19 protein-coding genes and 1 riboswitch are annotated in these 25,011 nt (G+C 67.5%); of the genes, 13 read left to right on the top strand and 6 right to left on the bottom strand.

The genetic code is table 11. From position 1 onward, the window contains the following. Positions 1-3,561 (top strand): condensation domain-containing protein (locus AC5Y4H_RS19485; RefSeq protein ID WP_499984138.1); only part of this gene is annotated, 3,561 nt, incomplete at its 5' end. Positions 3,562-3,617: 56 nt separating this feature from the next. Here AC5Y4H_RS19485 and AC5Y4H_RS19480 read toward each other — a convergent pair. Continuing rightward, positions 3,618-4,292 carry a methyltransferase family protein gene (locus tag AC5Y4H_RS19480; RefSeq protein ID WP_499984136.1) on the bottom strand — a complete coding sequence of 225 codons (675 nt, stop codon included), beginning with the start codon at positions 4,290-4,292 and terminating at the stop codon, positions 3,618-3,620. Positions 4,293-4,600: 308 nt separating this feature from the next. On the opposite strand from AC5Y4H_RS19480, the gene AC5Y4H_RS19475 reads away from it, so the two are divergent. From AC5Y4H_RS19475 to ileS, 6 genes are all read left to right on the top strand, one after another. Further along, positions 4,601-6,175 (top strand): MFS transporter, encoded by a 1,575-nt coding sequence (locus AC5Y4H_RS19475; RefSeq protein ID WP_499984135.1) that lies wholly within the window; start codon positions 4,601-4,603, stop codon positions 6,173-6,175. Between the two features lie 115 nt (positions 6,176-6,290). Further along, the gene (locus tag AC5Y4H_RS19470; RefSeq protein ID WP_499984133.1) at positions 6,291-8,012 is read left to right on the top strand and encodes an AMP-binding protein; all 1,722 of its coding nucleotides are present in this window, start codon (positions 6,291-6,293) and stop codon (positions 8,010-8,012) included. Positions 8,013-8,069: 57 nt separating this feature from the next. Continuing rightward, positions 8,070-8,651 carry a carboxymuconolactone decarboxylase family protein gene (locus tag AC5Y4H_RS19465; RefSeq protein ID WP_499984132.1) on the top strand — a complete coding sequence of 194 codons (582 nt, stop codon included), beginning with the start codon at positions 8,070-8,072 and terminating at the stop codon, positions 8,649-8,651. 32 nt (positions 8,652-8,683) lie between these two features. Next, positions 8,684-9,808 (top strand): NAD(P)H-dependent flavin oxidoreductase, encoded by a 1,125-nt coding sequence (locus AC5Y4H_RS19460; RefSeq protein WP_499984130.1) that lies wholly within the window; start codon positions 8,684-8,686, stop codon positions 9,806-9,808. A gap of 183 nt (positions 9,809-9,991) precedes the next feature. Next, positions 9,992-10,177: riboswitch (M-box (ykoK) riboswitch) on the top strand. A 279-nt stretch (positions 10,178-10,456) separates the two neighbouring features. Further along, complete coding sequence (locus tag AC5Y4H_RS19455; RefSeq protein WP_499984128.1) at positions 10,457-10,708, top strand: Rv1535 family protein; 252 nt, start codon at positions 10,457-10,459, stop codon at positions 10,706-10,708. 327 nt (positions 10,709-11,035) lie between these two features. Continuing rightward, positions 11,036-14,191, top strand: a complete 3,156-nt coding sequence (gene ileS, locus AC5Y4H_RS19450; RefSeq protein WP_499984126.1) for an isoleucine--tRNA ligase — start codon at positions 11,036-11,038, stop codon at positions 14,189-14,191. A gap of 13 nt (positions 14,192-14,204) precedes the next feature. Here the strand turns inward: ileS and AC5Y4H_RS19445 are convergent, their stop codons facing one another. Continuing rightward, complete coding sequence (locus AC5Y4H_RS19445; RefSeq protein WP_499984124.1) at positions 14,205-14,720, bottom strand: hypothetical protein; 516 nt, start codon at positions 14,718-14,720, stop codon at positions 14,205-14,207. Next, complete coding sequence (locus AC5Y4H_RS19440) at positions 14,720-15,283, bottom strand: class I SAM-dependent methyltransferase (RefSeq protein ID WP_499984123.1); 564 nt, start codon at positions 15,281-15,283, stop codon at positions 14,720-14,722. The genes AC5Y4H_RS19445 and AC5Y4H_RS19440 overlap by 1 nt, the downstream gene beginning before the upstream one ends. Before the next feature lie 52 nt (positions 15,284-15,335). Here AC5Y4H_RS19440 and AC5Y4H_RS19435 point away from each other — a divergent pair, with 52 nt between their 5' ends. Then, positions 15,336-16,736: a DNA polymerase IV gene (locus AC5Y4H_RS19435; protein ID WP_499984122.1), complete on the top strand. Its 1,401-nt coding sequence runs from the start codon at positions 15,336-15,338 to the stop codon at positions 16,734-16,736. Here AC5Y4H_RS19435 and AC5Y4H_RS19430 read toward each other — a convergent pair. Continuing rightward, positions 16,701-17,657: an asparaginase gene (locus AC5Y4H_RS19430; RefSeq protein WP_499984120.1), complete on the bottom strand. Its 957-nt coding sequence runs from the start codon at positions 17,655-17,657 to the stop codon at positions 16,701-16,703. The genes AC5Y4H_RS19435 and AC5Y4H_RS19430 overlap by 36 nt on opposite strands. Before the next feature lie 54 nt (positions 17,658-17,711). On the opposite strand from AC5Y4H_RS19430, the gene lspA reads away from it, so the two are divergent. Both lspA and AC5Y4H_RS19420 read left to right on the top strand, forming a co-directional pair. Further along, complete coding sequence (gene lspA, locus AC5Y4H_RS19425) at positions 17,712-18,368, top strand: signal peptidase II (protein WP_499984119.1); 657 nt, start codon at positions 17,712-17,714, stop codon at positions 18,366-18,368. Then, complete coding sequence (locus AC5Y4H_RS19420) at positions 18,361-19,287, top strand: RluA family pseudouridine synthase (RefSeq protein ID WP_499984118.1); 927 nt, start codon at positions 18,361-18,363, stop codon at positions 19,285-19,287. Before lspA ends, AC5Y4H_RS19420 begins: the two co-directional genes overlap by 8 nt. Position 19,288: 1 nt before the next feature. Here the strand turns inward: AC5Y4H_RS19420 and AC5Y4H_RS19415 are convergent, their stop codons facing one another. Further along, entirely contained in the window at positions 19,289-20,047 is a 759-nt protein-coding gene (locus AC5Y4H_RS19415) for a class I SAM-dependent methyltransferase (RefSeq protein WP_499984115.1), read from the bottom strand. 24 nt (positions 20,048-20,071) lie between these two features. Next, positions 20,072-20,482, bottom strand: a complete 411-nt coding sequence (locus tag AC5Y4H_RS19410; RefSeq protein WP_499984113.1) for a group I truncated hemoglobin — start codon at positions 20,480-20,482, stop codon at positions 20,072-20,074. A 284-nt stretch (positions 20,483-20,766) separates the two neighbouring features. Here AC5Y4H_RS19410 and AC5Y4H_RS19405 point away from each other — a divergent pair, with 284 nt between their 5' ends. From AC5Y4H_RS19405 to AC5Y4H_RS19395, 3 genes are read left to right on the top strand one after another with little or no spacing between them, the layout of a single operon-like run. After that, positions 20,767-21,807: an SDR family NAD(P)-dependent oxidoreductase gene (locus tag AC5Y4H_RS19405; RefSeq protein WP_499984112.1), complete on the top strand. Its 1,041-nt coding sequence runs from the start codon at positions 20,767-20,769 to the stop codon at positions 21,805-21,807. 4 nt (positions 21,808-21,811) lie between these two features. Further along, entirely contained in the window at positions 21,812-22,615 is an 804-nt protein-coding gene (locus AC5Y4H_RS19400; RefSeq protein WP_499984111.1) for an SDR family NAD(P)-dependent oxidoreductase, read from the top strand. A gap of 2 nt (positions 22,616-22,617) precedes the next feature. Continuing rightward, positions 22,618-24,888 (top strand): MMPL family transporter, encoded by a 2,271-nt coding sequence (locus tag AC5Y4H_RS19395; RefSeq protein ID WP_499984110.1) that lies wholly within the window; start codon positions 22,618-22,620, stop codon positions 24,886-24,888. The last annotated feature ends 123 nt before the right edge of the window (positions 24,889-25,011 follow it).

Genomic DNA, 25,011 nt, shown 5'->3' with positions numbered 1-25,011 from the left:
GCGGCGCTGGCCGCACAAGATGGCGTGCGCCAGGCGGTGGTCATCGCTCGCGAGGACATCCCCGGCGACAAGCGCCTGGTCGGTTACATCACCGGAACCGCCGAGCCGGCCGCGCTGCGGACAGCCCTCGCCGAACGGCTCCCGGCGTACATGGTCCCGGCCGCCATAGTGGCAATCGATGCACTGCCGCTCACTCCCAATGGCAAGCTCGACACCCGCGCCCTGCCGGCACCGGAATACCAGGGTGTCGACGGCTACCGCGCCCCGACCAACGCCATCGAGGAGAAGCTGGCCGACATCTACGCGCAGATCCTTCGGCTGGAACGGGTCGGGGTCGACGACTCGTTCTTCGAACTGGGTGGCGACAGCATTCTGTCGATGCAGGTGGTCGCTCGGGCCCGTGCCGCCGGGGTGGCGTGCCGGCCGCGAGACGTCTTCGTGGAGCAAACCGTCGCGAGGCTAGCCAGGGTGGCTACCTTGACCGACGGCTCGGAAAACCTGGTGGATGAGGGCGTTGGGCAGGTAATTGCCACGCCGATCATGCGCTGGCTGCAGAGGCTGGACGGCGCGGTTGATCAGTTCAACCAGACCATGGTGGTGCAGGCGCCGGCGGGGGTCAGCGAGGCCGACGTCGTCGTGCTGTTGCAGGCGTTGTTGGACCGGCATGCCATGCTGCGGGCGCGTCTCGAGGACGATGGCGCCGGCGCTTGGTCGCTGCAGGTGCCCGAGGCGGGTTCGGTGGACGCCGGCGAGCGCCTGCACTCGGTAGACATCCTCTCCGAAGAAGCGCTGATCGGAGCGCGGTCGCGGTTGAACCCGGGCGCCGGGGTGATGCTAAACGCCGTGTGGGATGGCCCCACCGGGCGGTTGGTGGTGATCATTCACCACCTGGCCGTCGACGGCGTGTCCTGGCGGATTCTGTTGGAAGACCTCAACATCGCTTGGGCGCAGCACCATACGGGTCAGCCCGTGGCGTTGCCTGCCGGCGGGACATCATTTGCCCGGTGGGCCTCGCTGCTGGCTGAGAACGCTCATCATCCGGAAGTCGTGGAGCAGACCGCTGCCTGGCGCCAGGTCGCGGAGTCTGCCCCCGCCACGCTGCCGGCGGTGCAGCCTGCGCTGGACACGATTGCCACCGCCGGACTGTTGTCGGTGGAGCTGGATGTCGAGACAACCGGAATGCTGCTCGGTCAGGTGCCGTCGGCGTTTCATGCCGGAGTGCAAGACATCTTGCTGATCGCGTTCGCTTTGGCGGTGGCGGAGTTCCTGGGAACGGGAGCCGCGCCGATCGGCATCGACGTCGAGGGTCACGGACGTCACGAAGAACTGGCCCCCGATGTGGACCTGTCGCGCACCGTGGGATGGTTCACGGCCATCTACCCGGTGTCGCTTGCAGTGGGCGGGCTGTCGTGGGCGCAGGTGGTGGCCGGCGAGGCTGAACTCGGAGCGGTGATAAAAAACGCCAAAGAACAACTCCGCGCCCTCCCCGACCCGCTGAGCTACGGTCTGCTGCGTTACCTGAACAGCGATGTGGACCTGAGCGAGTTCGACCCACCGATCGGTTTCAACTATCTGGGGCGGTTGGGCGGCCCGGCGACCCAGCTATCCGATGATCTGTGGCGGGTCAGCGAGGATGGCTTGTCGTTGACTGCCGCCGCCGCCGCGGTACCCATGTCGTTGGCGCATGCGTTGGAGCTCAACGCCAGCACCGTGGACACCGACGCAGGCCCGCGTCTGCACGCCAATTGGACGTGGGCGCCCTCCGCGCTAAATCGCGACCAGATCAGCCGCCTCGGTCAGTTGTGGTTCGACGCCTTGGCCGGTATCTGCGCCCATGTGAGTCACGGCGGGGGAGGGCTGACCCCCTCCGATGTGCCGTCTGCCCGACTGACCCAGCAGCAGATCGACACATTGCAGGCGGAATCCCGCATCGCTGACGTTTTGCCGTTGACTCCGCTGCAGCGCGGACTGCTGTTCCACGCCAGAGCCGCTCAGGACAGCGACGACGACGTCTATGCGGTGCAGCTCGACGTCGCCGTGACCGGCCCCCTGGACCGCAGCCGGTTGCGCCAGGCGGTGCAGGCGGTAGTCAACCGGCATCCGAACCTGGCGGCCCGCTTCAGTGAACAGTTCGACCAGCCCGTCCAGATCATCCCGGCCGACCCCGTGGTGCCGTGGCGCTACGTCGAGCTGGACGGCGACGCCGACGTCGACGAACACATCCAGCGGGTATGTGAGGCCGAACGCGCCGCGGTCTGCGACCTGGCCGACCAGCCCGCCGTCCGCGCCGCTCTGATCCGCACCGCAGCAGACCAACACCGTTTCGTACTGACCAACCATCACATCGTGCTCGATGGCTGGTCGACACCGATCCTGCTGGGGGAGATCTTCGCCGGCTATCACGGCGAGCGCCTGCCGGCACCGGTCCCTTATGCCAGATTCTGTGCGTGGCTGGCGGATCGGGACCGTGCCGCCGCCCAAGATGCCTGGCGTGAGGTCCTCGACGGTTTCGAGGTGCCCACGCTTGTGGGTCCGCCGGATCGGTTGGGATTGGGACCGCGAGGCGCAGCTTCGTTTGCGGTGCCTGAGGAGACCACGCGGGCCCTCAACGAGCTCGCGCGCTCACACCAGACGACCGTCGGCACGCTGTTGCACGCCGCGTGGGCGCAGCTGCTGATGTCGATGACCGGCCGGCGCGATGTGGCGTTCGGCACGGTGGTTTCCGGTCGCCCCGCCGAACTGGCCGGTGCGGAGTCGATAGTGGGCCTACTGGTCAACACCGTGCCGGTGCGGGCCAACATCACTGCGGCGAGCACCACCGCGGACCTGCTCGACCAGCTGCAGAGCGCGCGCAACGACACGCTCGACCATCAGCATCTGGGGCTCAGCGACCTTCACCGCATCGCCGGTCACCGACAACTCTTCGACACCGTATTCGTGTACGAGAACTATCCCAAGGGCACCGCGGGGTCATGGGGCGAGCAGCAGTTGACGATCGCCGATTTCCGCGATTACTACCATTATCCGCTGACGGTCCAGGCCGGGCCGGGCCGCGAATTGGACCTGCGCGTTCAATTCCGCACAGACGTGTTCGACGTCGAGGACATCGAGGCGCTGATCGAGCGGCTGCAGGGTTTGCTGGTGGCCATGACCTCCGATCCGACGCGGCCGATAGTGTCGACGGGTCTGCTGGACGACGGCTGGGTCCGCCGAGGCGGATTCGCGCCGTCGTCGAACACGATGGTGGCCGAAGCCGAAAGACACGACAACGGCGACGGTCATCACGCGCCGGAGACCGTGGTCGAGCAGATCCTGGCCGACATCTACACCCAGGTGCTGGGGATAGACCGCGTCGGGGCCGAGGAATCGTTCTTCGACCTGGGTGGAGATTCGCTGTCGGCGACGAAGGTGATCGCTGCCATCAACGCCGCTTTCGACAGCCGCGTCTCGGTGCGAACCCTGTTCGAGGCGCCGTCGGTGCGAGCGCTGAGTCGGCGCTTGGGCGCTCATGCCGGGTCGGTGGACGAAGTTCACGACGGAAGCCAGGCCGGCGACCGCTGACAACGCGTCGACGGCCGCGCGCGCCGGCGAAGGTCGTATCTACAGCCGAGCGGCGTCTACCACATCAGTGGCACTACGCGATACCGAACCTTCTGCCTGTACTCGCGGTATCCATCCAGCTGTTCCTCGAGGAGCCTCTCCTCGTCTCGGATGCGCACGGCGAGCACGATCAGATGCGGTATGACGAACACGAGGCCCCAGTAGGAACCGAGCGCGAGGGGCACGCCGATCATCATGATCACGTTGCCCGTGTACATCGGATGGCGCACGAGCCCATAGAGACCAGTGGAGGTGAGTTTCTGGCCCTCTTCCACTCGCACGGTCGCGGCCGCGTAGCTGTTTTGAACAACCACCAACATCACCACACCCAGCCCGGCGGCTACCAGCGCATCACCGATCAGGCAGACCACCGCGGGAACCGACGACCACCCAAAGCGATGGTCAAGGGCACTGACCACAAGCGTTGCCGTCAGCGACACCCACACGCCGCCCATCACGAACTTCTGTACCGTTCGCGACTCCGCCCCCGGGCCCCCGCGCATCCGTCGCTGCAGCGCAACGGGATTCGTCCGCAACAAGTAAATACTGGGAATCCACGCCGAAATGGCATACACCGCAAGGAACACCCACGCTTGCCAGTAGTTCACCGTGAATGCCGCCAAGAAGAGGATCAAGCCGAACACGCCCGGCTCAATCAGGCCGAATACCAACATCTTAGGAATGGTCTTCAAAAATCTTCCTTACCCTCCGTCCGGTGCACCACGCTAACAGCGCACACACGCGGCGCCGGAAAGCCGCCGCTCCCGGGCGCACCACCGATTGCCAGCGGCCACGACAGCGGCGCAGGGCTGACACTACCGTCGGCCGTCTGAAGGATGTACGCGATTGGATAAAGGGCGAGGGTTCAGCAGAGCTGGAGCGGCCCGTTCGGCCGGCCTCGCGGTGGGCTCCCGGGCTGCCTGACCAACAAATGAGTTGAGCCCAGCGATTTACAGCAACGTCGGCCTGCGCGTGCGCGTTTGCGGTACCGTAGCCCGCTATGGCGGGGGGTTCCCATCGGCCCAGAGCGGGCACCATCTCGCTGGACGACATAACTCGCAGGATCAGCGGACCGGACGACCCCAGTGATTTTCACGCTGATTCCGAGACGGCGTATGCGCCCGGAGAACTCCCTCGGGGCCGGTTCATCGCCGCGATCGTCGCACTCGGCAGCGCCGAGTTGATGGCCTCGATAGAGCTCACGATCGGGATAGTGGCGCTTCCCAAGATCCAGAATGAGCTGAACTTGTCGAGCGCCGGGCGAAACTGGGTTGTCTTCGCCACCCTGTTGGCCTGCAACGGATTGATATTGATCGGCGGTCGTCTCGGTGACACGATCGGCCGCAAGCGCGCCTTCCTCATCGGCACGGTGCTCTCCACCGTCGCATCGGTGATGTCCGCGGTCGCGTGGGACGAGGGCAGCCTCGTTGTGGCGCGGATGTTGAAGGGTGTCGCTATCGCGATACTCGCACCGACGTGCTTGGCGCTGGTCGCCACGACGTTCCCTAAAGGCCGGTTACGCAACGGAGCGATGGCCGTGTTCACGGCGATGGGGAGCGTCGGCTCGGTGCTGGGCCTGGTGGTGGGCGGGATAATCACCGAAGTGTCATGGCGGCTGGCGGTTTTCGTGACCGCACCGATCGGGCTGCTGGCGCTGTATTTGGCCCACATCGCGCTTCGGGAAACCCAGAAGGAGCGGATGAAGCTCGATGCGACCGGGGCTGTGCTGGCCACGCTGGGCGTCACCGCGGTGGTCCTCGGCTTCTCGATGCAGTCGGGGAAGGGAGTGCTGTCGGCCGCCACCATCGGGGCGGGTGCGGTGGCTCTGGCGGCTTTCGTCGCGTTCGCCGTGGTCGAGCGCAGGGCGGAGAACCCCGTCCTGCCGTTCAGCTTGTTCACCGACCGCAATCGGCTTGCCACGTTCGCGGCCTTGTTTCTCACCGGTGGGGTGATCATGACGCTCATGCTCGTGGTCACCGTGTACGTGCAGGACATCATGGGCTATAACACGCTCCAGTCCGGTCTGGCCTTCATCCCGTTCGTCATAGCGGCGGCCGTCGGGCTGGGCGCGGCGTCGCGGCTGGTGGTGTCGTTCCCGCCGCGGGTGGTGGTGATCGGCGGCAGCATCCTGATGTTCGGCGGCGCGCTGTACGCGTCGAATCTGCACCGCGGTGTCCCATACTTTCCTGACCTGGCGCTACCGATCATCGTCGCGGGCGTCGGTACCGCCCTGATCGTGGTGCCGCTCTCGCTGTCGGTGATCGCCAGCGTCGGCCCCGACCGCATCGGCCCCACCTCGGCCATCGCGGTGGTGCTGCAGGGACTGGGCGGGCCGGTGGTGCTGTCCGTCATCCAGGCCGCCATCACCTCGCACACGCTGGCCCTGGGCGGCATCAGCGGCCCGGCGAAGTCCATGAATGCCGCCCAGCTGCATGCGCTCGACCGCGGCTATACCTATGGTTTGCTGTGGCTCGCCGGGACGGTCGTCCTGCTGGGGGTGGTGGCGCTGTTCATCGGCTACAACCCGCAGGAAGTGGCGCGGGCGCAGGAAGCCAAAATGGCCGCTGAACTGTAGCTGGCGTCGCGCCTTCCGCGCCGCGACGAACGCGGGCCGGCGGCGGGTGGACCACCGCCCGCCCAATTTGCCCTTTTCGAACATCCACTGCGACGCCCCCGGTAATCTCAGGCACGTGTTTGAGACGTCCATTCCGGATGTGTTGCGTGAGCGTGCGAGTTTGCAGCCCAACGATCCAGCGTTCACGTTCATGGATTACGAGCAGGATTGGTCCGGAGTTCCCGAAACCCTGACCTGGTCTCAGCTGTACCGCCGAACTTCGAACGTTGCGCACGAGCTCGGCCGCAGCGCATCCAGCGGTGACCGCGCGGTGATCCTGGCACCACAGGGGCTCGAGTACATCGCCGCATTTCTCGGCGCATTGCAGGCCGGGCTCATCGCAGTGCCGTTGTCGGCCCCCACGGGCGGCGTCCACGACGAACGCATCGACTCGGTCCTGCAGGACACGTCGCCGTCGGTCATCCTCACCACATCCTCGGTGGTCGGCAATGTCGCCGAGTATGTCGACGCGCGCAGCGACGGTTCCAGTCCGTCGGTCATCGAGATCGACGCCCTCGACTTGGATTCCAGAGCGCCGTCCGACGGCGGCGGCAGCCGGTCTGACACCGCCTACCTGCAATACACGTCCGGATCGACGCGCCGGCCCGCCGGCGTCATGATCTCGTACGAAAACGTACTGGCCAACTTCCAACAGTGGGTGCAGGCCTACTTCGCCGATTCCGGCATGGACATGACTGTCGTGTCGTGGCTGCCGTTCTACCACGACATGGGGCTGATGGCCGGAATCTGTAAACCGGTCCTCGGCGGAGTCCACGCAGTGCTCATGAGCCCGGTGGCTTTCCTGGCGCGCCCCGCCCGTTGGATGCAGCTGATGGCGACCCATCGGCGCGCCGTCACGGCGGGACCGAACTTCGCTTACGAGCTGGCGGTTCGGAAAACGACGGACGAGGACATGGCCGGGCTTGATCTCGGCGACGTGCTGGCGTTCATCAGTGGTAGCGAACGGATACACGCGGCGACGCTGCGGCGATTCTCCGAGCGGTTCGCCAAGTTCAATCTGGACCACACGGTGCTTCGCCCCTCGTACGGACTGGCCGAGGCGGTCTTGTATGTGGCGACCAGCGCGTCGGGTCAGCCCCCGCAGATCGCCCGCTTCGATTCCGATGCGTTGTCCGCCGGACGCGCGGAGCGTTGTGCCGGCGGGGGGACCCCTCTGGTCGGCTATGAGCTGCCGCCGTCGCCGCTAGTGCGGATCGTCGATCCCGAGACCACCATCGAGTGTCCGGAGGGGACGACCGGTGAGATCTGGGTGCACGGCCACAACGTCGCGTCGGGTTATTGGGGCAAAGCCGAGGAAACGCAGGAAACGTTCCGCGCGAAACTCGTTAGTCCGTCCGCCGGTACACCCGAGGAGCCGTGGCTCCGGACCGGCGATCTGGGGTTCCTCTCGGATGGCGAGCTGTTCGTCATGGGGCGGATCAAGGACCTCCTGATCGTCTACGGGCGTAACCACTCTCCCGACGACATCGAGGCGACGATCCAGGAGATCACGCCTGGTCGCTGCGTGGCGATCGCGGTTCCCGACAAGGAGACCGAAAAGCTGGTCGCGATAATCGAATTCAAGCGGAATGGCGATTCCGCGGAGGTCGCGGCGGAGAAGCTGTTGGCCGTCAAACGCGAAGTCGCCTCGGCGATATCGAATTCGCATGGGTTGGGCGTGGCCGACCTCGTTGTGGTAGCTCCCGGTTCGATTCCGATCACCACCAGCGGCAAGGTCAGGCGAGCGGCCTGTGTCGAGCAGTACCGGCAGAATCAGTTCGCCCGTTTGGACGCTTAGGCGGCAACCCGAACCGACGTCGACCGCGTTTGCGCGAGCGCGTGGGATGCTCAGACCATGACAACAGCCCGTGTCCCGGGACTGCCGCCCGGTGAGGCCAAAGCCGCCGCCGACGAAGCCGCCGTGCCCGACTACATGGCCGAACTCAGCATCTTCCAGGTGCTCCTCAACCATCCGCCGCTGGCGCGCGCAATCAATGACCTGCTCGCCACCATGCTGTGGCACGGAGCGCTCGACCCGCGGTTGCGTGAATTGGTAATCATGCGAATCGGCTGGCTCACCGCGTGCGACTACGAGTGGACGCAGCACTGGCGCGTTGCGTCGAGGCTGGGTGTGGCCCCCGACGACCTGCTCGGCGTGCGTGACTGGCAAGCGCACACCGAGTTCGGCCCTACCGAGCGCGCTGTGCTGGCCGCGACCGACGACGTGGTGCGCGACGGTGCGGTGAGCGCCGAGAGCTGGGCGGCCTGCGAACGTGAATTAGACTGCGACACAACAGTTCTCATTGAGCTCGTCACCGCCATCGGCGCGTGGCGGATGGTCTCGTCGATCCTGCACAGCCTCCAGGTCCCGCTCGAAGAGGGCGTGTCCAGTTGGCCGCCGGACGGCCTGCCGCCGGCACGCGCCGTAGCCGATTGACATTTCAATCCGTAGCTCTTTAGCGTCGGGCGATGAGAACCAGGGTCGCCGAGATGCTCGGAGTCGAATTCCCGATCTGTGCCTTCAGCCACTGTCGCGACGTGGTGGCGGCGGTGACCAACGCCGGCGGCTTCGGGGTCCTCGGTGCCACCGCGCACAGCCCCCGGCGCCTGGAGACCGAGCTGGCCTGGATCGACGAGCAGACGGGGGGCAAGCCCTACGGAGTCGACCTGCTGCTCCCCCCCAAATACGTTGGCGCCGAACAGGGCGGCCTCGACACGAAACAGGCCCGCACCCTGCTGCCCGACGAGCATCGCGCGTTCGTCGAGGACCTCCTGGCCCGCTACGGCGTCACCGCGCCCGCCGAGGAGTCGCCCGGCTCAAGGGGAGCGCTGAGCATCTCGCCCAAGATGTACGAGCCGCTGCTCGACGTCGCTTTCTCCAGCAACATCCGGCTGATCGCCAGCGCACTCGGGCCGCCCCCGGCGGACGTCGTCCAGCGGGCGCATGACCAGGACGTGCTGGTGGCCGCGCTGGCCGGCACCACCCGGCACGCGCAACGGCATGCGGCCGCGGGCGTCGACCTGATCGTCGCGCAGGGCACCGAGGCGGGCGGTCATACCGGCGAGGTGGCGACGATGGTCTTGGTGCCCGAGGTCGTCGATGCCGTGGCGCCGGTGCCCGTCCTCGCCGCCGGTGGCATCGCCCGTGGTCGGCAGATCGCCGCGGCGCTGGCCCTGGGCGCCGAGGGCGTGTGGTGCGGTTCGGTGTGGCTCACCACCGAAGAAGCCGAGACGGTACCCGTGGTCAAGGAGAAGTTCCTGGCCGCCAGTTCGTCGGACACGGTGCGTTCGCGCTCGATGACGGGCAAGCCGGCACGGATGCTGCGCACGGCCTGGACCGACGAGTGGGAGCGCCCGGAAAACCCGGATCCGCTCGGCATGCCGTTGCAGACCGCGCTGATCACGGAGCCGCAGGTGCGGATCAACCAGGCCGCCGCCCACCAGGGCGCCAAGGCGCGTGAGCTGGCCACTTACTTTGTCGGGCAGGTGGTGGGCTCGCTCGACCGGGTCCGCCCGACGCGCTCTGTGGTCCTCGACATGGTCGACGAGTTCATCGACACCATCGGCCGGCTCGACGGCCTGGTCGAGAAGTGATGCCGGGCGGATCGACAACGGCGCGGCACTGACGTTCTCCTGACGGCTGTCGCGGCAAATGCCCAGGTCAACACGGCCAACCTGGCCGAACGCTGTGTGCACCCCTAATGATTGCGTACAGAATCTCCGACACGCTGTCGAGGGATTTGACCCCGTCATACCCGTCGTGCATGATCGGTCCGGTAAGCACCTCGTTAGGTGAGGCGTCTACACGAATACAGGCCACTGACCCCGAACGTCGAAAGACGCCCCGGGTCAGGACAGCTCCTCCCGGCTTAAGGGTTGAGCCCAGGTGGCTTCCTGGCCCGGAATGTTTTCCAGGCCAGGACACGTCGTGTGGTGTCGAAGCTCTGACGAGAGGGGTGCGGTTCTCCGACGGTCGTCGGGTTCTGCTCCTTTGCTGCGCATAGATTGCATGCGATCCGCGCATGCGTCGTGACCGCGAGGAGGTGAGGGACACATGAGTTCTAGCGATAGTCCGGACCGAAGTCCGAACTGTGTTTTGTCCCGATCCGGTCTCCGGCGCGACCTTCTCGGCTGAGTCGTCGCAACGCTAAGTCGTTATCGGCCAAGCGTTCTCCAGATCACACGGGACGGGACACATCAGTCCAATCAGTCCCCGTTGGATCTCCCCTCTAGGAGGCGAAAATGACCGCAGCTTTCTACGACGAAGTAACGACCGTAGCGCCCGCCCGCACGTTGACCGTGGTGCGCGACACCGACACGTTTCCGGCTCCGGCTCCGGCCCCCGTGGCCGAGGCCCGTCGCCGGGCCGACCAGCCGGCGTTCGGCGCCGGTGGCGACCCGCTGGTGGACGGCGCCGCCCGCCTGCTGAGCGTCCCGCTGCGTCACGTGTACGCCGCGCTGTGGCGGGTTGGCGTCCTCGAAGTGCGGGCCTGAAAGCCGGACTTCGATGGACGTCGAGCAACGCCTGCTCCAAGGGTCGCTTGGGCGCAGAGGTAGCTCTGCGCCGTGGCGACCCCGTGGAGTGCGCCCGGATTTGCGGGTCTTCGTAGAATCGTCTTACTGGCGTCGATCCGGCCATCACCGGGGAGCCTTCGGAAGAACGGCCGTCGGCGGCTCAGTAGAACCGAACGGGTAGGCCCGTCACAGCCGTCATCGAGTGGCCACGCGAAAGCGCGGCAAGCGGGGTGGTACCGCGGCGCTCGCGCAGCCAGCGCGTCGTCGTCCCCGGTTTGCACCGTGGCACAGGAGACAACGCGCATCGTGACCGACACATCCGGCCCCGAAGCTGACCTCGATGCTCAGCTCGTGGACTCCGTCGAGGCGTACCCGAAGCCGGGGGCGCCCGACTTCCCGGCGCTCGAGCTCGGGGTGCTGGACTACTGGGCCCGCGACGACACCTTCCGGGCCAGCATCGCGCGGCGTGACGGCGCACCGGAATACGTGTTCTACGACGGGCCGCCGTTCGCCAATGGGCTGCCGCACTACGGACACCTGCTCACCGGCTACGTCAAAGACATCGTCCCGCGCTACCGCACCATGCGCGGCTACAAGGTGGAGCGCCGCTTCGGCTGGGACACTCACGGCCTGCCGGCCGAACTCGAAGTCGAGCGCCAGTTGGGCATCACCGACAAATCGCAGATCGACGACATGGGCATCGCCGCATTCAACGACGCCTGCCGCGCCTCGGTGCTGCGCTACACCGACGAGTGGCGGGCCTACGTCACCCGCCAAGCGCGCTGGGTCGACTTCGACAACGACTACAAGACGCTCGACCTGCCCTACATGGAGTCGGTGATCTGGGCGTTCAAACAGCTGTGGGACAAGGGCCTGGCCTACGAGGGCTACCGGGTGTTGCCGTACTGCTGGCGCGACGAAACCCCGCTGTCCAACCACGAATTGCGGATGGACGACGACGTGTATCAGAGCCGTCAGGACCCCGCCCTCACGGTCGGATTCAAGGTGGCCGGCGGACCGCTGGACGGGGCCCACCTGCTCGTGTGGACGACGACGCCGTGGACCCTGCCGTCCAACCTCGCCGTCGCCGTCAACCCCGACGTGACCTACGTCGAGGTCGAGGCCGAGGCCAAGCGTTTCGTCCTTGCGCAACCGAGACTGACCGCCTACGCGCGCGAGTTAGGAGACGAACCGCGTATCTTGGCCACCTATCTCGGCGCCGACCTGCTGGGCACCCGCTACCTGCCGCCGTTTCCGTATTTCATGGACACGGCAGACGCATTTCAGGTGCTGCCCGGCGACTTCGTCACCACGGAGGACGGCACCGGCATCGTGCACATGGCGCCTGCCTACGGCGAGGACGACATGGCGACCACCGACAAGGTAGGCATCGTGCCGGTCACTCCCGTCGACTCCAAGGGCCGCTTCGACGGCACCGTGCCGGATTACCAGGGGCAGCACGTCTTTGACGCCAACCCGCACATCATCCGCGACCTCAAGAACGGCAGCGGCCCGGCCGCGGCCAACGGCGCGGTGCTGCTGCGCCACGAGACCTACGAGCACCCCTATCCGCACTGCTGGCGCTGCCGCAACCCGCTGATCTACCGGGCGGTGTCGTCGTGGTTCGTCGCGGTCACCGAATTCCGCGACCGCATGGTCGAACTCAACCAGCAGATCACGTGGTACCCCGAGCACGTCAAGGACGGTCAGTTCGGCAAGTGGCTGCAGGGTGCGCGCGACTGGTCGATCTCACGAAACCGCTACTGGGGCAGCCCGATTCCGGTGTGGAAGTCCGACGACCCCGTATACCCGCGGATCGACGTGTACGGCAGCCTGGACGAACTCGAACGCGACTTCGGGGTGCGGCCGACCAACCTGCACCGGCCCTTCATCGACGAGCTGACCCGGCCGAACCCCGACGACCCGACCGGGGCCAGCACGATGCGGCGGATCCCGGACGTGCTCGACGTGTGGTTCGACTCGGGGTCCATGCCCTACGCGCAGGTGCACTTCCCGTTCGAGAACTCCGAGTGGTTCGACAGCCATTATCCCGGCGATTTCATCGTCGAGTACATCGGGCAGACCCGCGGCTGGTTCTACACGCTGCACGTGCTGGCGACTGCGCTGTTTGACCGCCCCGCGTTCAAAACCTGTGTGGCACATGGCATCGTGCTGGGCTCCGATGGCCAGAAAATGAGCAAGTCGCTGCGCAACTATCCCGACGTCAGCGAGGTGTTCGACCGCGACGGCTCCGACGCCATGCGCTGGTTCCTGATGGCCTCGCCGATTCTGCGCGGGGGCAATCTCATCGTCACCGAGCAGGGCATCCGCGAGGGCGTGCGCCAGGTGCTGTTGCCATTCTGGAACGCCTACAGCTTCCTGGCCCTCTACGCGCCCAAAGTCGGTACGTGGCGCACCGATTCGACACAGGTGCTCGACCGCTACATCCTGGCCAAGCTCGCCGAGCTGCGCGACGACCTGACCAACGAGATGGACACCTGTGATATCTCGCGGGCCTGCGAGCAGCTGCGCCAGTTCACCGAGGCGCTGACGAACTGGTATGTGCGACGGTCGCGTTCGCGGTTCTGGGAGGAGGATGCCGACGCCATCGACACCCTGCACACCGTGCTGGAGGTGACCGCGCGGCTGGCCGCGCCACTGCTTCCCTCGGTGACCGAGGTCGTCTGGCGCAGCCTCACCGGCGAGCGGTCGGTGCACCTGACCGATTGGCCACAAGCCGGCGAGGTGCCCGCCGACCCGGGCCTGGTCGCCGCGATGGACCAGGTGCGCGAGGTCTGCTCGGCCGCATCCTCGTTACGCAAGGCAAAGAAGCTGCGGGTGCGGTTGCCATTGCCGAAACTGACTGTGGCGGTGGACGATCCACGGCGACTGGAGCCGTTCGTCGATCTCATCGCCGACGAGCTCAACGTCAAGAGCGTCGAGCTGACCGATGCGATCGACACCTACGGCCGCTTCGAGCTCACCGTCAACGCGCGGGTGGCCGGGCCGCGGCTGGGCAAGGACGTGCAGGCGGCCATCAGGGCGGTCAAGGCGGGGGAGGGCGTCGTCAATCCGGACGGCACCCTGACCGCCGGACCCGCGGTGCTGCAACCCGAGGAATACAGCTCACGCCTGGTCGCCGCTGACCCGGAATTCACCGCGGCCCTGCCCGACGGGGCGGGCCTGGTGGTACTGGACGGCACGGTGACGCCCGAACTCGAGGCCGAGGGGTGGGCCAAGGACCGGATCCGCGAGCTGCAGGAGCTGCGCAAGTCGTCGGGGCTGGATGTGTCCGACCGGATTTCGGTGGTGATGGCGGTGCCCGGTGAGCGCGCCGACTGGGCGCGCACCCACCGCGACCTCATCGCGGGTGAAATCCTGGCCACCAGTTTCGAATTCGGCGATCCGGCCGACGGCGCCGAGATCGGTGACGGCGTGCGGGTGAGCATTTCGAAGGCCTAGCCGCGCGCAGAAACTAGGACCGCAGTGCCCGGTGGGCATGCGGCCAGAACGGCATGCCCACCGCCACCGTCGCCCCGGTGGCGATCACACCGACCGCGACGTCGACGCTCTTGCGACCATCCGATGCCCAGTAGACGTCCTTGAGGTCCAACAGCAACGCCAGCTCGTCGACGATCATGGCGTTCGCGGCGCCGTACGCCACCGCGGCCGCGGGATGCCGCCGTTGCCTGTCGCTTCCGCGCAGCCCCACACCGGCGACGGTCGCCAGCATGCCGATGCCGATGTTGTAGTGGTGAAAATGCCTGCCGCCCACGGACATACCGCCACCGGAGGGTCCATGGCCGGCGCGAATCCAGTGGGTGAGGCCGCGCAGGCCGGCGAAGGTGAGGGTGAACGACGCCCAGGCCAGCACCGTGGTTTGCTCGGCGGGTTCCAGGCGCTCGTTCCACTGATGGCGCAGCCGCGCCCATCGCGTCGAGGGCGGCGCGCTCCCGGATGGAGCGACCGCGTCGCCGGGCCGGTTCTCCATTATTTGACCGCTCGCCAGCGCAGCCGGCCTGCGCGAACTTCGACCTCGACGCGATCAAACCCCGCCGCACGCAATCGATCCGGCAGGGTTTCCGGTGCCACCGTGTTGCAGGTGTCACGGAAATGCAGGATCCGGAACCGCAGCGAGTTCACGCTGTCGCTGCCCGCGAACACGCCCCCCGGGCGAAGAACCCGGAATGCCTCGGCGAACAACCGGTCCTGCAGCTCGGCGGTGGGGACGTGATGCAGCATGGTGAACGACAGCACCGAGCTGAACTCGTCCGACGGCAACCCGGTGGCGGTCGCGTCGCCGTTGATGATGCGCGCCCGGTCGCCGTAGAGCCGCTGCAGGCGCTCGGCCATCGGCGTGTCGATCTCCACCGAGGTGAGCCGCTGCGTCCTGTCCACCAGCACCCGCAGGATCGCGCCGTAACCGGGCCCGATCTCGAGCGTGTTGTCGCCCAGGTCCACATCGGCGAGCGCCCACGGCAGCAGGCCCTCCTCGACCGCCTTGGCCCAGTGCTTCGAGCTGCAGATCCGGCGGTGCGCCAGGTTCATGGCCATGACGAAAACGTTAGTCCAACTGGCCCTTCGTGTGGGCCCTAGCATCGAGTGAGTGGAGTCGCGGTGGGTGCTGCACCTGGATATGGATGCGTTTTTCGCCTCCGTCGAGCAACTCACCCGCCCGACGCTGCGCGGGCGCCCGGTGCTCGTTGGCGGTGTGGGCGGGCGCGGCGTAGTGGCCGGGGCCAGCTACGAGGCCCGAGTGTTCGGGGCGCGTTCTGCCATGCCCATGCATCAGGCCCGCCGGCTGGTCGGTGTGAGTGCGGTGGTGCTGCCGCCGCGCGGCGTGGTGTACGGGCTGGCCAGCCGGCGCGTCTTCGACACCATCCGCGCCGTGGTGCCGGTGGTCGAGCAGTTGTCGTTCGACGAGGGTTTCGGCGAACCCGCCCAGCTCGTCGGAGCGTCCGCCGCGGACGTGGCGGCGTTCTGCGAGGACCTGCGGCGACGGGTCCGCGAGGAAACCGGCCTGATCGCCTCGGTGGGCGCCGGCTCGGGCAAGCAGATCGCCAAGATCGCGTCCGGACTGGCCAAGCCCGATGGCATTCGGGTGGTGTGCCGCGAGGAAGAACGACTGCTGCTGGGCGGGCTGCCGGTGCGCCGGCTGTGGGGGATCGGGCCGGTCGCCGAGGAGAGGCTGCATCGTCTCGGCATCGAGACCATCGGCGAGCTGGCCGCGCTGACCGAGGCCGAGGCGGCCAACATTCTGGGCGCCACGGTCGGGCCGGCGCTGCACCGGCTGGCGCGTGGCATCGACGACCGCCCGGTCGCCGAGCGCGCCGAGGCCAAGCAGATCAGCTCCGAGTCGACCTTCGCCGTCGACCTGACCAGCCTGGAACAGTTGCGTGAGGCCATCGAGCCGATCGCCGAGCACGCGCACCACCGCCTGCTGCGCGACGGCCGCGGTGCGCGCACGGTCACCGTCAAGCTGAAGAAATCCGACATGAGCACGCTGACCCGGTCCGCGACGCTGCCCTATGCCACCACCGAGGTCGCCGCGCTGGTGGGCACGGCCCGCCGGCTGCTGCTCGATCCACGCGAGATCGGCCCCATTCGCCTTCTCGGGGTGGGCTTTTCGGGTCTGAGCGACGTGCGCCAGGAATCGCTGTTTCCGGACCTGGAACTGCCGGAGCCGCAATCGGATTCGTCGTCCGTGGAGACCGCGACCGAGGCCATGTTCGCTCCGGGGCCCGATGATGCGGGCTGGCGGGTCGGCGACGACGTGGCCCACCGCGAGCTCGGCCACGGCTGGGTGCAGGGCGCGGGCCATGGCGTGGTCACCGCGCGATTCGAAACCCGCAGCTCCGGGCCGGGGCCGGCCCGGACGTTTCCCGCCGACGGCGGCGACCTGGTGCGCGCCAACCCGGTGGATTCACTGGATTGGCCCGATTACACCGGCGGTCTGCAGGCCGAGGCGCCCTCAGCCCCACCGCGCGACGACGTCGGCGACCGGTAGCCGCGCGGCCAGCGCGGCGATCAACAGGACGCGCGCCTGCGACGGTCGCAGCCGCGGCACCATCACCGCCCCGGCGGCCGCCATCTCGTGCCCGGGGCCATAGCTCGCGCCGACCCGCCCGCCCGGCACGCGGCTCGACACCGCGACGACGACCCCGTTGCCGCAGTGCCGGCGCACCGCATCGACCACCGCGGGCCCGGCGTTTCCCGAACCCAGCGCCTCGAGCACCACGGCCCGCGCCCCGGCGGCCACGCAGGCGTCGAGGGCCACCCCGTCACTGCCCAGGTACGCCGCGACGATGTCGACGCGCGGCGCGGTGGCGGCCCGCAGATCGCCGGCGTACGGCCGGGTCTTCGGGCCGGCCAGTGCCACGCCGCCGGTCACGGTGCCGAGCAGCTGACCGGCGAAGCCGCTCAGGTCCTCGGTGGCCACCTTGGTCATGCCCAGCGGTTGCAGCACCCGGCCGGCGAAACACATCACCACGCCCAGGTCGCGGGCGGCCGGGCTGGCCGCCACGGCCAGGGCGTCGCGCACGTTGGCCGGGCCGTCCGCGTCGGGGGCGTCGGCGCTGCGCATCGCGCCGGTCAGGACGACCGGGGCCTGGCCCGCATATGTGAGATCGAGCCACAGCGCGCTTTCCTCCATGGTGTCGGTGCCGTGCAGCACCACCACCCCGTCGGCGCCGCCGTCGACCGCGGCGGTCACCGCGTCGCGCATCCGGTCCCAATCGGCGAGCGTCAGCTCCGAGCTGTCGACCGCCAGCAGGTCGACGACGTCCACGTCGTGCTGTGCGCGGAAGGGCGCCGTCAGATCCGCTCCGGTGTACGAGGGCCGGTGCACCCCGTCGGCACCGGTACCGGTCGATATCGTGCCTCCGGTGGCGATCACGGTGAGGCGGGCCATGCTGGCATCATTGCGCATCGCCGCGTCGCGAACATGGCTAGCCTGCGCGGGACGGTAGGGGATGATGGGGAAGTGCCTGACGAACCAACGAAGTCGACTGAACCGGTGACCTCAGCCGGAGAGGCCGGTGGGTCCGCCCCGGTCGAGGGGGACGCGGTGCCGGAAACCGGCGCGGCACCCATACGTGCTCCGAGGCGGCTGCGGCTGTTGCTGTCGATCGCGGCGATAGTCCTGGTCCTCGACATCGTCACCAAGGTCCTCGCCGTCAAGCTGCTGCCCCCCGGCCAGCCGGTGCCGATCATCGGTGACACCGTGACCTGGACGCTGGTGCGCAATTCGGGCGCCGCCTTCTCGATGGCGACCGGCTATACCTGGGTGCTGACCCTGATCGCGACCGGTGTGGTCGTCGGCATCTTCTGGATGGGGCGGCGGCTGGTGTCGCCCTGGTGGGCGGTGGGCCTGGGCATGATCCTCGGCGGCGCCATGGGCAACCTGGTCGATCGCTTCTTCCGCGCCCCCGGACCGCTTCGCGGACACGTCGTGGACTTCCTGTCGGTCGGCTGGTGGCCGGTGTTCAACGTCGCCGATCCCTCTGTGGTCGGCGGCGCCATCCTGCTGGTGGTGCTGTCGATCTTCGGGTTCGACTTCGATTCTGTTGGTCGGCGCAACGCCGACGGCGACTCTCCGGGTCGGCCCAAGGGCGACGGCGGAGACCGCGCGGGTGAGTGACCGCTCGATGCCCGTCCCGGAGGGACTGGCGGGCATGCGCGTGGATGCCGGGCTGGCACGGTTGCTGGGGTTGTCGCGGAGCGCGGCGGCCGCCTTGGCCGAAGACGGCGGCGTCGAACTCGACGGCGTGCAGGCCGGCAAGTCCGACCGGTTGACCGGCGGCGCCTGGCTGCAGGTGCGCCTGCCCGAGGCGCCCGCGCCGCTGCAGAACACGCCCGTCGACATCGAGGGCATGACGATCCTGTACTCCGACGACGACATCGTGGCGGTCGACAAGCCTGCGGCGGTGGCCGCGCACGCCTCGGTGGGCTGGTCCGGACCCACGGTGCTCGGTGGGCTGGCCGCCGCCGGTTACCGGATCACCACCTCGGGGGTGCCCGAGCGGCAGGGGATTGTGCATCGCCTCGACGTCGGCACGTCCGGGGTGATGGTGGTGGCGCTATCCGAGCGGGCTTACACCGTGCTCAAACGGGCGTTCAAACAGCGCACCGTCGACAAGCGTTATCACGCGCTGGTGCAGGGACATCCGGACCCGTCCAGCGGTACCATCGACGCCCCGATCGGGCGTCATCGCGGCGGCGAGTGGAAGTTCGCGGTCACCAAGGACGGCCGGCACAGCCTCACCCACTACGACACCGTGGAGGCGTTCGTCGCCGCAAGCCTGCTCGACGTGCACCTGGAAACCGGCCGCACGCACCAAATCCGGGTGCATTTCTCTGCCCTGCATCACCCGTGCTGCGGTGACCTCGTTTACGGCGCGGATCCGAAGCTCGCGAAAAAGCTTGGCCTGGAACGGCAATGGCTGCATGCCCGCTCGCTGTCGTTCACCCATCCCGCCGACGGCAGGCGGATCGAGATCGTCAGCCCCTACCCGCCCGACCTGCAACACGCGCTGGACGTGCTGCGCGACGAGGGCTGACTCACCCGGGCTTTCGGGCCTCGACGAGCAGCCGCACGGAGTGGGCGACGAACGGCCCCTCGGATTCGATGCGCTCGTGCAGTTCGGCCAGCCGCTCGCGGTAGCGCTGCACGGTGAAGTCGGGCACGGTCCAGATCACCTTGCGCAGGAAGTACACGACGGCGCCGATGTCGAAGAACTCGGCGCGCATTCGTTCCATCCGGACATCCACGATCTGCAGGCCGGCCGCCTCGGCCTGTGCGCGCACGGCGTCCGGATGAAACTCGGCCCACTTCTGCGGCTGCGGCCCGATGAAGTACTCGACCAGTTCGCCCATGGTGGCCGGGCCGATGTGCTGGGCGAAGTACGTGCCGCCCGGACGGAGCACCCGAAGAATCTCGGTCCACCAGACGGAGATCGGGTGGCGCGTGGTCACCAGGTCGAAGGCGGCATCGGCGAACGGCAGCGGCGGCTCGTCGCGAGTCGCGACGACCACCGCGCCGAGCGGATGCAGGCGCTGGGTGGCCAGCGCGGCGTTCGGCGGCCACGTCTCGACGGCCGCCATGGTGGGCGGGAACGGCGCCGCGCCGGACAACACCTCCCCGCCGCCGGTGTGGATGTCCAGCGCGGCCGACACGGTCGCCAGCCGGTCCCTGAGCCGGCGCTGGTAACCCCAGGACGGCCGTTCCTCGGTGGCCCGGCCGTCCAGCCACGAAAAATCCCAGCCATCGACCGGGGCGGCGTCCGCCTCGGCGATCAGGTCGTCAAATGTGCGCCGCATGCCAGGCATGCTAGGCGAAAGCGGTCAGACGTTGACCTTGCCGGCGTCGGCCGTCGCGATCTCCGGGGCCAGCGGTGCGATCGCGCCGAGTATCTCGGTCACCGTCTCCGACGGCACCCCGGCGGCGGCCAGCGCGTCGGCCAAATGCCCGGCCACCAAACCGAAGTGGTGCATGGTGATCCCGCGTCCCCGGTGCACCTGCTTCATCGGGGCGCCGGTGTAGGGCTCCGGGCCACCCAGGGCAGCGGCGAAGAACTCGACCTGTTTGCCCTTGAGGCGGTTCATGTTCGTCCCGGTGAAGAAGCCGGACAGCTGGTCGTCGGCAAGCACCCGTTCGTAGAAGTCCTCGACCACGACCTCGATCGCCTCGTGGCCACCGATCCGGTCGTAGATCGGCGCGGGTGCCGACTTGCGGAAGCGCGCCAGAATTTTCATGAGCACGATTGGAACATCTCGGCGTTGCTCGTCGGTAAGTATACGATCAAGCCCGGATTGCCTTGTGTAACAAGCGGATTGCTCAGCGCTGACGACTGTTCTCGGCCGGCCGTGAGAGTGGGTGTCGTGTTACATGACCGCAATCTGCATCGGGGTGAGCCGCTGATGTCCTAGGTTGGTTTGATGATGCACGTCACATCACTCGCACAGCCCCATAAGGCGGTCGTGGCCTACGGGCAGGCCAGTTGCGGTCGGGGGGCTCACACCATCAGGAGCGAAAGCCCATGAATCTTGGTGACATAACGAACCTGGTGGAGAACTCGATCGGGAACCTGGTGGAAAAGCCACTGGCTACGGTGTCGCACCTCGTCAACACCCCGAACTCGGCCGGACGGTATCGGCCGTTCTATCTGAGGAACCTGCTCGACGCGGTGCAGGGCCGCACGCTCGAGGAGGCCGTCAAGGGCAAGACCGTCCTGATCACCGGGGGGTCATCGGGCATCGGTGAGGCCGCCGCGAAGAAGATCGCCGAGGCCGGGGGGACTGTGGCGCTGGTCGCCCGCACCCGGGAGAACCTCGAGAAGGTCGCCGACGAGATCCGCGGCAGCGGCGGCACCGCCGAGGTGTACCCCTGCGATTTGTCCGACATGGACGCGATCGCGGCCATGGCCGACCAGGTGCTCAGCGACGTCGGCGGCGTCGACATCCTGATCAACAACGCCGGGCGGTCGATCCGGCGCTCACTCGAGCTGTCCTACGACCGCATTCACGACTATCAGCGGACCATGCAGCTGAACTACCTGGGCGCGGTCCAGTTGATCCTCAAGTTCATCCCCGGGATGCGCGAGCGGGGATTTGGGCACATCGTCAACGTCTCCTCGGTCGGCGTGCAGACCCGCGCGCCGCGCTTCGGGGCCTACATCGCCAGCAAGGCCGCGCTGGACAGCCTGTGCGACTCGCTGCAGGCCGAGACCGTCAACGACGGCGTCAAGTTCACCACCGTGCACATGGCTTTGGTGCGCACCCCGATGATCAGCCCGACCACGCTCTACGACAAGTTCCCGGCGCTGACGCCGGACCAGGCGGCCGGGGTGATCGCGGACGCGATCGTGCACCGGCCCCGCCGGGCCAGCTCGCCGTTCGGGCAGTTCGCCGCCGTCGCCGATGCGGTCAACCCGGCGGTGATGGATCGGGTGCGCAACCGGGCATTCGCCATGTTCAGCGACTCCAGCGCCGCAAAGGGCGATCAAGCATCAACCGACACAACGGAATTCGATAGACGCAGCGAGAACTTCGTGCGGGCTACCCGCGGGATACATTGGTGACATCATGAGCCTGCCAAAGCCTGACATCCAGACCACCGTTGTCATCACCGGCGCCTCGTCGGGCATCGGCGCCGAACTGGCTCGCGGGCTGGCCCGCCGCGGCTTCCCGCTGCTGCTGGTCGCGCGTCGCCGCGAGCGCCTCGACGAGTTGGCCAACGAGGTCGGCCAGGAGTACTCGGTCGCCGTCGAGGTGCTGCCGCTGGACCTCGGCGACAGCAAGGCCCGCGCCACGCTGGCCGGCCGGCTGCGCAGCGAGTCGATCGCCGGCCTGTGCAACAGCGCCGGTTTCGGGACCAGTGGGGTGTTTCACGAGCTGCCGCTGGAGCGCGAGAGCGAAGAGGTCACGCTCAACGCGCTGGCGCTGATGGAGCTCACCCACGCGACGTTGCCCGGCATGGTCGAGCGCGGGGCCGGCGCGGTGATGAACATCGCGTCGATCGCGGGGTTTCAGCCGGTTCCCTTCATGGCGGTGTATTCGGCCACCAAGGCTTTCGTGCAGACGTTCTCCGAAGCGGTGCACGAGGAGCTGCACGGCACGGGGGTGTCGGTCACCTGCCTGTGCCCGGGCCCGGTGCCGACGGAGTGGGCCGAGATCGCCAACGCCGAGCGGTTCAGCATTCCCATCGCGCAGGTGTCGCCGCGCGACGTGGCCGAGGCCGCCATTGGCGGCATGCTGTCCGGCCGGCGCACGGTGGTACCCGGCGTGGTGCCCAAGGTGGTCAGCACCGGCGGCCGGTTCGCGCCGCGCAGCCTGCTGTTGCCGGGCATCCGGATCGGCAACCGGTTCCGCGGCGGGCCCAAGAGCTGACGGTGCTCCGGGGAGCCGCTCGACTCGCCATAATCGCGCCTCGCACCATCGTCGCGGCGGCTTTCCTGGTGATGGTCGCGGCCGGAATTTTCGGCTTCTCCGCGCTCGACGTGTTGTCGGCGGGCGGCTATCAGGATCCGTCATCGCAGTCGTCACGGGCTCAGCGGGTGCTCGCGGAGAAGTTCGACTACGGCGACCAACAGCTGGTCTTCGAGGTGACCACCGAGGCGGGCGCCCGAAGTGAGTCTGCCCGAAAGGCGGCGACCGACATCGTCGCGCAGCTCAAAGCCTCGCCGGACATTGCCCAAGTCAGCTCGGCGTGGACCCTTCCGCCTGCGGCCGCGGCGGGCCTGATCAGCAAGGACGGTAAGACCGGATTGATCGTCGCCGGTGTTAGCGGTGGCGAGACCAACGCCCAGAAGAACGCCGCGGCATTGGCGAAGAAGCTCGTCCACGATCGTGATGGCGTCACAGTGAAGGCGGGTGGCGAGGCCCTGACGTACGCGCAGATCAATAAGCAAAGCGAAAAGGACCTGTTGGTCATGGAATCCATCGCGTTTCCATTGAGCTTCGTTGTGCTGGTGTGGGTGTTCGGCGGAATGCTCGCCGCGGCGATTCCGATGGCGGTGGGCGGCTTTGCCATCGTTTGCACCTTGGCGACGCTGCGAGCAATCACACTCTTCGCCGACGTCTCGATATTCGCGCTCAACCTGACGGTGGCCATGGGTCTGGCGTTGGCCATCGACTACACCCTGTTGATCATCAGCCGATACCGCGACGAGCTCGCCGACGGCATGCAGCGCGAGGATGCACTGGTTCGCACCATGTGCACGGCCGGGCGAACCGTGCTGTTCTCGGCGACGACCGTCGCACTGTCCATGGCCACGATGGTGCTGTTTCCGATGTACTTCCTGAAGTCGTTCGCCTACGCGGGCGTCGCGGTGGTCGCCTTGGCGGCGGTCGCCGCGGTGGTGATCACCCCTGCCCTGATCGTGATGCTCGGCGACCGGCTGGACTCGCTCAACGTGCGGCGGCTGATTCGCCGGGTGGGCGGGCGTCCAGAGCCGGTGTCCGCCCCGATCCAAGAGACCTTTCTGTACCGCTCGACCAAAGCCGTTATGCGACGGCCGATTTCGATCGGTTTAGCGGTCATCGCGCTGCTGCTGGTGCTGGGCGCGCCTTTTCTCGGGGCGAATTGGGGCTTCTCTGACGACCGAGTGCTGCCGGTGTCGGCATCGGCGCGCCAGGTCGGAGACGACATGCGTTTCAATTTCGCCGTTAACCCGGAGACGGACATGACCGTTGTGATCGCTGATGCGACCGGGGTGGCACCCGGCGACATCGACCGCTATGCCGCCCAGCTCTCGCAGGTGGGCGACGTCGTGTCGGTGTCGGCGCCCGGCGGGACCTTCGACAAGGGGACGCTGGTCGGGCCGCCTTCCGCGGCTACCGACGCGCGCGACGGTAGCGTCTTCCTCACGGTGCGCAGCGCGGCTCCATTGTTCTCCACCGCTTCGGAAAGGCAGCTCGATCGGCTGCGGGCCGTCGCCGGTCCTGGTGGCCGCGGCGTGCAGTTCACCGGCAGGGCGGCGATCAATCGCGACAGTGCGGGAGCGGTGACGTCGCGCCTGCCGTTTGTCCTGTCGATCATCGCGGTCATCACGTTCGCATTGCTGTTCTTGTTGACCGGCAGCGTGGTGATGCCGCTGAAAGCCTTGGCGCTCAACGTCTTGTCGCTGACCGCCGCATTCGGCGCGCTGGTGTGGATCTTCCAGGACGGCCACCTGGGCGCGCTGGGCACCACCGCGAACGGAACCCTGATGGTCCACATGCCGGTGTTGTTGTTCTGCATCGCGTTCGGCCTCTCCATGGATTACGAGGTTTTCCTGGTGTCCAGGATCCGCGAGCACTGGCTGGAGTCCGACCGAACCCCGGAGGCCAACGACGAGGCCGTCGCCTTGGGCCTGGCCCGCTCCGGGCGGGTGGTGACCGCCGCGGCGCTGCTGATGGCGATTTCGTTCGCTGCGTTGATAGCCGCTCAGGTGTCGTTCATGAGGATGTTCGGTCTGGGACTCACGCTGGCGGTGGTGGTGGACGCCACGCTGGTACGGATGCTGCTGCTCCCGGCATTCATGCGCTTGATGGGCCGCGCCAACTGGTGGGCACCTGAACCGCTGGTCAAGCTGCACGAGCGGATTGGCATCGACGAGGAACAAGGCGACGTCCGCCGGAACACAGCCGTCACAGCCGTCTCTCCGCCGGAGGGGTGGTGAAAAGCCTGCCTCTGAGCGACAACTGGGCTGGCGCGCGGGCGAGCTCGGGTCGGCCTTACGGCCGTCCGTCTTCCGTTGTCGCTCAGAGGCGGGCAACTGACCATGCGCCTCGGCGGTGAGACC

Source organism: Mycobacterium sp. NGS58 (assembly GCF_059812385.1).
The sequence above is the reverse complement of the archived record's forward strand: the minus strand, read 5'-3'. Positions and strand labels throughout refer to the sequence as shown.